Below are 7790 nucleotides of genomic sequence, written 5' to 3'. Positions count from 1 at the left end.
CAATTTGGGAGTGCGATCGCAATATTAATCAGGTTTGTGTAGATTGGCGATTTCGTACAGAAGATGCAAGAGTTAAGCTTTCAAAGATTTATCCAACCCAGCAAAATTAATGGGACAGACCACTAGTAGTCTGCCAACCCAAAAATGCGCTTGTGAGGGCTGGGGAAAGGGGAAAGGGGAAAGGGTAAGGGATTTAAAACCTTTCCCCCTTCCCCCTTACCCTTTACCCCGCCAAGTCACGAAAGCGAACTACTAGTTCCCTCCCTAATATATCGGGGAGCCACTGCGGTCTTGGGGTTTCCCCAAGTGGAGCAAGTGGCGTGAGGGTTAGGGTGGGGTAAAACCTTGGTTAATCAAACGATGCTGATTTCTAGGGTGAAGTTAGTAATTTATTTTGTACCAAATAAGCGATCGCCTCCTTCTTGACGCTTCCGGGCATTGTAAACTAAGAATTTCGTCACTTCTCCTAAAGCGCGACGCAACTGTGATTCTGCAATGCCAAAACGCTTGGCAATTCCTGGTAAATACCAAATTGGTTCAACTAAGGCAAAAGTCAAAAGTCACGCATTCAAAAGAATTGTATTCCAAGCTTTTGCGCCATTTTAAATGATATGTTTATTTCCGCCGTGTTGTACTAGGAATTTGTCAACTACCTCTAGTTAGTTTTATTTTTATAACTTTAAATGTCGAGTGTGGTATTAGTCGTATACTGAATACAATAAATCACACAGAAAATTCATAATTAGCAATAAAATACCGTAATTTTAAAGATGGCTTTAAAAATCATTTAGTAGATATATTTTGTGAGAAAGTTAATACAAAGGTATATTCACTGATCTCAAATTCATGGATTCTTTATCTATCAATTCCTTACTTGAAGAGTTAAAAAACCCGGATGCCACAGTCCGCGAAAAAGCAACCAGAAAAATCTGGCGAATTTGGTTTCAGCAAAAGGGAATTTATGGGCTGGAAATAATTGATCGCAGTCAAAAGTTACTGGATGCAGGTGAAATTACTGAAGCCGAAACAGCGCTGACAGCACTAATCAAAGACCAGCCAGATTTTGCCGAAGCTTGGAATCGCCGAGCTTTTCTGTATTACAGTATTGGAGATTATCAAAAATCTCTGGCAGATTGTCATAAGGTTGTGCAGATAAATCCAATACATTTTGGAGCACTTCACGGTATGGGTTTGTGTTATGCAGCACTAGGAGAGTATGGTGAAGCCATCAAAGCTTTTAAAGGTGCTTTAGAAATTCAGCCTTATTCGCTAGTGAATCAAAAGTTGATTCTAGAATGTACATTTAGATTCAGCTACAACGGCAAATAAAAGAGAACATCATCCTGTTTTATGAATCTGCCATCACCCTCATCAACAGAAATTTATCGCCTTAGTCGCCGTGATTTTATTCAATACGGTTCTATCTGGATTGGTAGTAGCTTCATTGCTGATTGTACTAACAGCAACCAACCATCAACTAGCAATTCTTGGTTGGATAAAGTTACATTTGGCACAAACTGGATAGCACAAGCAGAACACGGCGGATTTTACCAGGCGATGTCTACGACGGGCTGCGCCTACGCCATTGGTATTTACAAAGACTATGGTTTAGATGTCACCATCAAAATGGGTGGCCCGCAGGTTCCCAGTGGGACTCAATTGTTGATGGGGGATGCGGTAGATTTCTTCATGGGTTATGGCATAGATGCCGTGAATGCCATAGCACAAGGTATTGGGGCAATGAGTGACGCAAGGTGGAAATCACTCTTTGATAGCATGGTTGATACTAAGATTTCTAAATCCAACGTTAACTACAAAGAAGCATACACCTTGCAATTTGTGAATAAAGGGGTAAGCTATTACAAAAAGTAAGCGATCGCTTGCTATCCTCCAGATTTTTAGCTACCTTTCAAAGTGGAGTATCTAATTCAGTCTCAATATCTGAGTTGATTTCCACTTCAACACTCTCAACAGCTTGGCGCAATGCTAAAAAAGCCTCCTTTAAGGGTTGACTAACTGCACTGTTTGGTTCTGCAAGCACAAGCTTTTGATACTCCTCCACAAACTGCATCCGTAAACGATGAAACAAGTGCAAAAAATGCCGTAAAAAACCAAGACAATCAAGTACTACAATCTCTATACCTCCTGTCTTTTCATAGAGATTAGCAGCATAGTCTTCTACATCTTTATCTATAGCTTCAGTAGTTATAAATATGTAATTATCAATTTTATATCCAGTTTGTTCTACTCTACGTGTAATTTTGTGAAGGGTATTATTGATGTCATTTATAGTAATACGTTTCATTTTCATCTCGTAGCTGGTTACTAAATTGTTACCACTTATGAGTCTGATTTTAATATCACCTAAAGAACCAGTTTGTTTATCAGCCGCATTGTGACTTTCAAGCGGTAAACATCGTTCTCCTAAATGTTCTGAGGCTGATTGATAAGCAGCAGTTACAATAAGCACTGGCAAACGACTTGCTCTCGGACAATCTAAATGTTGTCTAATAAGTTTTACAATTGCTTCAGCAGAAAGAGGAATTGCCCGATCATCTAGAGTGTTTAAATTAGCAATAAGACTTTGAATTCGTTGATTTTTCTCTTTTTTAATAATCAAAAGCCATTTTATAGTTTCTACAAGAAGGTCTTCTGTTGCTACACGCTCTGTATAAACATCGTCAAATAGTTGAATAACAGTTTGGTATAATATTGCAGGTTTTCCTATCAACTTAGCATCTAAAGTTAAAGGTATTGCTTTAGTACGAAGTGCAGGTGTTAGAAAAGCAGTTGTTGGGTTGCATACATCTTGTAAATTACGTTCATTAATAAAAAATGCAATGTATGATTCATCGTAAAAACGGCCAGAGTAAGAATCTTTTGTGCCAATTTCAGTAAATGGCTTACGAATATCTAGATGAGGTTGATGAACTTTCGCTAATAAGCAAGCTAATAGAAGCCTTATGCCAGCCTTATTTTGAGGGTGTCTACAGACAAATTCCACTCTATCAACAATTTCTGGAGCAATCATCATTGAATCGCCCCTTCTGATGTATTCGGATGCTCTATCAAAAGCTGAGTTAAGAATCTCTGGAGGCGTTGACATAATAGCTGTTTTAGACTTTTTGAACTTACTTTGAGATATTATTTGTACAGGTTGATATTCTAAGTCATAGTTTGTCCAGAGGACTTCTGTACGTAGCTTTTTGACAGAGTGGCAGTACTTTGACGGTGCTGGAATACGTCGCCAGTCACCATATAGTTCCTCCATTAGGGTACAGTCGTATCCTGAGATAGCAACTTTAGCACTGATATTGTGAAGGACATAAGCTAGTTTATGATGTTCTTCATCTGTCATCTCATATCCATAAGCATTACTGTCTCCACGGGAATCATGTGGATAAGGAGGGTCACAGTAAAAGAGTGTTTCTTCACTGTCATATCTTTGAATAACTTCAATTGCTGGGCAGTTTTCTATTTGAACTCGCTGAAATCTTTGAACTATTTTAGAAAGGTCATCTATACTCCCTAACCATCTTGAGACAGCCCCAGCCATACCTGCACGACTTGTCAACAAACAATGTGCCCATCTACCGGAGCTTGCTGTCTGAGCTAATCCTGTTCTTACTTGTCTAGCTCGGATAAAAAACCGCCTAGCTCTCTCTAAATTAGATAACTCTTTAGTGGATTGAGAAATGGCAAGTTCAAACTCACGTCTTGAGAAAGGAGTGAAAGTAATAGTCCTAATTAGTTCGTTTTTTTCATCGCGTAGTACACGAAAAAAGTTAACTAGTTCGCCATCAATATCATTGTAAGTTTCTACAGGTGATGGTTCTTTGTTTATCAAAACTGCTGCTGAACCTCCAAAAGGCTCACAGTAGTGAGTAGTTTTTGACAAGAGTGGTAAAAGCCAGTCAAGATGACTGTATTTTCCTCCATACCAACCGAATGCTATCAGCTTACTCATAAGTTTGCTATTTTATATAACCCTTTAATTTAATATAGGACTAATATTTGATTTCTGAAAAAGCTCGGTACAACTCGAAAAGCCTAATTCCTTATTCCCTACTCCCTACAGACGCGATTAATCGCGTCTCTACCCACTCCCCGCCTACGTAGATAATTTCAAAAATCAAATACGATTCCTATACTAAGTTGTTCAGTTAAACTCAAATAAATACTATTAAAATTTTCATTACCAGTGTTTCTAAGGAATATTTACTTAACATCTAATCTAAAAAATGTTATTAATACTTTCTATGGCTTTGAGTTTTAACTGATAATTAGGTTAACCATGAAACATCTTTTTCATATTTTCTGATACAGTCAAATTTTAATCTACAGAATGAATGAGTCACCATCCCATTATCACACTCAATCAGATTAGCAAGGTCTACACCAATGGCACTGTTGCCCTGCAAGACCTAAATTTAGCAATTCCAGAGTCGCAATTTGTCAGTTTAGTTGGCCCCTCTGGGTGCGGTAAAAGTACAGTTCTGCGAATGATTGCCGGATTGGGGCGCACAAGTTCTGGTAGTATTGACTGGGGTATAACTCAGCAAGCAAAAAAACTGGCTTTTGTTTTCCAAGATGCCGCACTCATGCCTTGGGTAAAAATCTGGCATTGCTTACCGGATTTTAATCTCCAGCTACAACTTACAAATTCCTCGGATGTTTGCAGCATTATTTCTCACAACTGGGTTGGGTGTATTAATTTTTATCAGCTTGAGCGCCTTATCTGACCTTATATTAAGTAAGTGGCATGAAAGTGCTGTGAAACATGAGAATTAAAACGCAAAGGGACGCAGAGGGAAGCGCAAAGGGGCGCAGAGGAGTTAATTCTCTGCGTTCCTCTGCGTTCCTCTGCGTTAAAAAAAGGATATAAGCTATGACGATAAAATTGAATGCCCTGATTAATTCGAGAGAAGGCATAGAAACCATCACGGACTCCGCCCAAGTCGCAAAGTTATCCCAGGATTATCACACCTTTAGCCCGGTGCTTGTGCCGAAACTAGAGGGAAAAGTCGGGGATATTGTACTGCGTCCCGCCAATGAAGCCGAGGTTTTAAAAGTTGCAGCAGCCTGCGCGAAACACCGTGTACCTATAATTGTGCGGGGTGCGGGAACTGGGAATTATGGGCAGTGCGTACCGTTGCATGGTGGCGTAATTTTAGATAAGTAATCGCACAGAATTATTTACACATGAGTTTCCAGTCTGGATAAAGATTTCATCCCTCAATTTTGTGTAATTAATTTTGTTTAACTACTATTTAGGTTAAGTCAGTTTGCGATCGCAAATACAAGAAATTAGGCATTGGGCATTGAGCAGAGAGATGTTTGTCGTTGGCTGTGCCAATTAGGTGTAGGACTCTTGTACCTAGCAAATCATACTCTTGGATAAGTGTCATAACTTTGCTAATGAGTCTTTTATACTCGCGGACGAGTCTTTGATACTCGTGGACGAGTCTTTGATACTCGCGGACGAGTCTTTGATACTCGTGAATGAGTCTTTGATACTCGTGAATGAGTCTTTGATACTCGTGAACGAGTCTTTGATACTCGTGAATGAGTCTTTTATACTCGTGAATGAGTCTTTGATACTCGTGAATGAGTCTTTTATACTCGTGAATGAGTCTTTGATACTCGTGAACGAGTCTTTTATACTCGTGAATGAGTCTTTGATACTCGTGAACGAGTTATTAATAACAGATGCAGGAATCATAACTAATCAGCCGGACATGACATAGTTGCATATTTGCGCGATGATCTAGCTAGCAACTTCCAAAATTTTCCCCCCTACCCCCTCCCCTGCTCCCCACTCCCTTAACTCCCCCTTTTCTCTTGCCGTTCTTTGAGTTTCAGCATGATTTCTGCGTGCATCTCGCGGGTAATTGGATAAAAATACGTTAAAACTAAACCCAATATTAAAGCGATCGCTGGTAAGGGACCAATAAAACTACGAATTACATCTAACACAGTATTTGGTTGAATTGGCATTAGCACATCTGGCGTGGGTTTAATATATCCAGCTGTACCTAATCTTTGTAAAACCATATAAACTGCAAGTCCTAAACAGATTTTCTGGAGAAACACCATAAAACTGTAAAAAATACCCTCTCGCCTCTGTCCAGTTTTGAGTTCATCCAGTTCAATTACATCAGGTAGCATTGACCAGGGAATAAGATAGGCAGTGGAGACACCGAAACCTGCCATCAGCGCAAAAATGTACATTAGGATGATTTGACCAGGTTGCAAGAAAAAAAGTCCAACTTGGGCAATAATCCAAATAGTCATTCCCATGTAGTACACAGCTTGTTTGCCAAAACGCTTACTGATGGCAGCCCAAACAAACAGCATAGACATAGCGGTTCCTTGCACCGTCAACAGCACTAGGTTAACGTGCCATTGCGGTAGCCGCATCCAACTGGTGACAAAGTAGGGAATAATGCCAGCTGACAATTGAAAACTCAACCAAGAACAAAGGTAAATCCCTACTACAAACAAGAAAGGGCGATTAGTAAAAACAATTTTGAGTTGTTGCCATAAAGGAATAGAGACTTTTTGCTCAGTTTCTGGGTGTAACTTTGCTACTGCTTGAGCGCGTTTTTTTGTTCCCCAAACACACCAATATAAAGGGAAAACAGAGACAGTTGCACAAATGCCTCCCAAAACTACATATTGTAGTTGTCTGTTATTGGGAATTAGTATAGAAATAACTAAAAAAAGAAGTATGGCGAAAATGCTACCGCCAATAGAAAAGAAAAAGCGAAAGCTGGTTAGACTAGTGCGTTCGTCGTAGTCTTGAGTTAGTTCTGCGGTGAGCGCTGTATATGGTAAATTGACGACTGTATAGAAAGCATTAAACAAAATAGAAACAGCAGTGTAATACCAAAACAACCCCCACTGATTCACACTTTCTTGAGTGCTAAATTGCGGAACAATCCACTGCAAAAAGAAGAAAATCCCAAAGGGAATTGCTCCCCAAATCATCCAAGGATACCGCCTTCCTTGACTACTTTGAGTGCGATCGCTCAATACCCCAACCATCGGATCGTTGACTGCATCCCAGACTTTACCAACCAGTTGGGTTTGTCCGGCTAAGTTGGGATCTAAACCAGCGACATCTGTGAGGAATGGTGACAAATAAGTGATCCCAATCATCGCTGCGATCGCTGTTCCCAAATCTCCAGCACCGAAAGCAATTTTAGTACTCAGGTTTAGTTTTTCATTTTTAGGCGTTCGTTGGGCATCGCCATCAGCAGCAGAATCATTCATAAAACTTTGCACTCATACTAAAATAAAAAGTCTGCAATCGCCTTCAATACAGCCATCTACTACTCCCGTTATACTTATGCCAGACCTTTATGTTTCTTGGTCAGATTATCACCAAAAAATTGAACAACTGGCTATTCAGATTTATGAATCCGGTTGGGAATTTAACCAGATTATCTGTCTTGCTAGAGGAGGACTACGAATCGGAGATATTCTCTCCCGTATATACCAGCAGCCGTTAGCAATTTTAGCAACCTCATCTTACAGTGGCGCTGGTAAGCAAGAAAGAAATAATTTAATTTTCTCCCGCCACTTAACGATGACTGCCGAAAAGTTAGGTTCGCGCATTCTCTTAGTCGATGATTTGGTAGACTCTGGCATCACATTGGAACAGACTATACCTTGGCTCAAGCAAAATACTGATTTCCCCATTGAGGAAATTCGTACCGCCGTTCTTTGGTATAAAGCCTGTTCAGTTATAGCACCCGATTATTATGTTGATTATCTACCTGATAACC

The 7790-nt window shown here is 39.8% G+C and carries 9 protein-coding genes and 1 pseudogene; 6 read left to right on the top strand and 4 right to left on the bottom strand.

Annotation, left to right across the window (positions count from 1 at the left end; translation table 11 throughout):
* Positions 1-389: 389 nt before the first annotated feature.
* Positions 390-557 carry a hypothetical protein gene (locus LC574_RS38510; protein WP_306422127.1) on the bottom strand — a complete coding sequence of 56 codons (168 nt, stop codon included), beginning with the start codon at positions 555-557 and terminating at the stop codon, positions 390-392.
* A 289-nt stretch (positions 558-846) separates the two neighbouring features.
* Here LC574_RS38510 and LC574_RS16935 point away from each other — a divergent pair, with 289 nt between their 5' ends.
* Together LC574_RS16935 and LC574_RS16930 are read left to right on the top strand one after the other, a co-directional pair.
* The gene (locus LC574_RS16935; protein ID WP_229454591.1) at positions 847-1329 is read left to right on the top strand and encodes a tetratricopeptide repeat protein; all 483 of its coding nucleotides are present in this window, start codon (positions 847-849) and stop codon (positions 1327-1329) included.
* Positions 1330-1350: 21 nt separating this feature from the next.
* Positions 1351-1872 (top strand): hypothetical protein, encoded by a 522-nt coding sequence (locus LC574_RS16930; RefSeq protein WP_229454590.1) that lies wholly within the window; start codon positions 1351-1353, stop codon positions 1870-1872.
* 37 nt (positions 1873-1909) lie between these two features.
* On the opposite strand, the gene LC574_RS16925 is transcribed toward LC574_RS16930, so the two are convergent.
* Positions 1910-3967: a DNA adenine methylase gene (locus tag LC574_RS16925; protein WP_229454589.1), complete on the bottom strand. Its 2058-nt coding sequence runs from the start codon at positions 3965-3967 to the stop codon at positions 1910-1912.
* A 382-nt stretch (positions 3968-4349) separates the two neighbouring features.
* Here LC574_RS16925 and LC574_RS16920 point away from each other — a divergent pair, with 382 nt between their 5' ends.
* Both LC574_RS16920 and LC574_RS16915 read left to right on the top strand, forming a co-directional pair.
* Positions 4350-4742 carry an ATP-binding cassette domain-containing protein gene (locus tag LC574_RS16920; protein ID WP_229454588.1) on the top strand — a complete coding sequence of 131 codons (393 nt, stop codon included), beginning with the start codon at positions 4350-4352 and terminating at the stop codon, positions 4740-4742.
* 146 nt (positions 4743-4888) lie between these two features.
* Positions 4889-5176: pseudogene (locus tag LC574_RS16915) on the top strand (FAD-binding oxidoreductase); the annotation flags it as partial.
* A gap of 94 nt (positions 5177-5270) precedes the next feature.
* Here the strand turns inward: LC574_RS16915 and LC574_RS16910 are convergent.
* Positions 5271-5408 carry a hypothetical protein gene (locus tag LC574_RS16910; RefSeq protein WP_229454587.1) on the bottom strand — a complete coding sequence of 46 codons (138 nt, stop codon included), beginning with the start codon at positions 5406-5408 and terminating at the stop codon, positions 5271-5273.
* Between LC574_RS16910 and LC574_RS16905 the strand changes: the two genes are divergently transcribed.
* Positions 5394-5747: a hypothetical protein gene (locus LC574_RS16905; protein ID WP_229454586.1), complete on the top strand. Its 354-nt coding sequence runs from the start codon at positions 5394-5396 to the stop codon at positions 5745-5747. The two genes, LC574_RS16910 and LC574_RS16905, sit on opposite strands and share 15 nt — an antisense overlap.
* Before the next feature lie 76 nt (positions 5748-5823).
* Here LC574_RS16905 and LC574_RS16900 read toward each other — a convergent pair whose 3' ends face one another.
* On the bottom strand, positions 5824-7275 hold the full coding sequence (locus tag LC574_RS16900; RefSeq protein WP_229454585.1) for an MFS transporter: 1452 nt from the start codon (positions 7273-7275) through the stop codon (positions 5824-5826).
* Positions 7276-7351: 76 nt separating this feature from the next.
* On the opposite strand from LC574_RS16900, the gene LC574_RS16895 reads away from it, so the two are divergent.
* A partial coding sequence (locus tag LC574_RS16895) for a phosphoribosyltransferase (RefSeq protein WP_229454584.1) occupies positions 7352-7790 on the top strand: 439 nt, incomplete at its 3' end.

The organism is Nostoc sp. CHAB 5715, from assembly GCF_020829685.1.
Lineage (GTDB): Bacteria > Cyanobacteriota > Cyanobacteriia > Cyanobacteriales > Nostocaceae > Nostoc.
Note: the sequence above shows the minus strand (reverse complement) of the source record. Positions and strands in the feature narration are given on the sequence as shown.

Bases quoted from the DNA above. Each gene is read 5' to 3' on its own strand.
- LC574_RS16935 (WP_229454591.1), top strand. From the start codon at position 847: ATGGATTCTTTATCTATCAATTCCTTACTTGAAGAGTTAAAAAACCCG.
- LC574_RS16930 (WP_229454590.1), top strand. From the start codon at position 1,351: ATGAATCTGCCATCACCCTCATCAACAGAAATTTATCGCCTTAGTCGC.
- LC574_RS16925 (WP_229454589.1), bottom strand. From the start codon at position 3,967: ATGAGTAAGCTGATAGCATTCGGTTGGTATGGAGGAAAATACAGTCAT.
- LC574_RS16920 (WP_229454588.1), top strand. From the start codon at position 4,350: ATGAGTCACCATCCCATTATCACACTCAATCAGATTAGCAAGGTCTAC.
- LC574_RS16910 (WP_229454587.1), bottom strand. From the start codon at position 5,408: ATGACACTTATCCAAGAGTATGATTTGCTAGGTACAAGAGTCCTACAC.
- LC574_RS16900 (WP_229454585.1), bottom strand. From the start codon at position 7,275: ATGAATGATTCTGCTGCTGATGGCGATGCCCAACGAACGCCTAAAAAT.